This is a genomic window from Arcobacter sp. CECT 8989 (assembly GCF_004116715.1).
Taxonomy (GTDB): Bacteria; Campylobacterota; Campylobacteria; order Campylobacterales; family Arcobacteraceae; genus Halarcobacter.
Genome location: NZ_PDKE01000038.1, coordinates 1 through 907 on the forward strand (window position 1 = coordinate 1; position 907 = coordinate 907).

General features: G+C 42.9%; 1 pseudogene. It reads right to left on the reverse strand.

From position 1 onward, the window contains the following. Positions 1-391 precede the first annotated feature (391 nt). A pseudogene (locus tag CRV02_RS14295) lies at positions 392-907 on the reverse strand (HNH endonuclease); the annotation flags it as partial.

Here is a 907-nt window from a genome sequence, read left to right on the forward strand (position 1 = left end):
GGCTTGGCTCTGCTAACACGTTGCTCATAGGAGATATGGTAGAGCCGCAGACACGTCGTATGCAGGAACGTGCTGCGGCTGGCTGGTGAACTTCCGATAGTGCGGGTGTTGAATGATTTCCAGTTGCTACCGATTTTACATATTTTTTGCATGAGAGAATTTGTACCACCTCCCACCGACCATCTATGACTGTACGCCACTGTCCCTAGGACTGCTATGTGCCGGAGCGGACATTACAAACGTCCTTCTCGGTGCATGCCACTGTTGCCAATGACCTGCCTAGGAATTGGTTAGCAAGTTACTACCGGATTTTGTAAAAACAGCCCTCCTCATATAAAAAGTATTCGTTCACTTCCGATAAGCGTCGTAATTTTCTATCTTTCATCATATTCTAGATCCCTCTGAAAAAATCTTCCGAGTTTGCTAGGCACTGATACATAACTCTTTTCCAATAATTGGGGAAGTCATTCAAATCTATAATAGGTTTCAGATTTGCTTCAATAAATTCTGACTGTAGCTGCTGAAACGTTGCGGTTGAACTATATTTCCTTATAACTTTTACGAAAGAGTTTCTTTGAGTAATCACTTCACTCAAGTGCTTCCCTGCCTCCAAACGATACCTGTTAGCAATATTTAATAGCTTGAAATGATGAAGAGCTCTGTGTTTGTCTTCCTGCCTCCAGTTCGCCGGGCATTCAACATAAAAACTGATAGCACCCGGAGTTCCGGAAACGAAATTTGCATATACCCATTGCTCACGAAAAAAAATGTCCTTGTCGATATAGGGATGAATCGCTTGGTGTACCTCATCTACTGCGAAAACTTGACCTTTCTCTCCCATATTGCAGTCGCGGCACGATGGAACTAAATTAATAGGCATCACCGAAAATTCAGGATAATGTGCAAT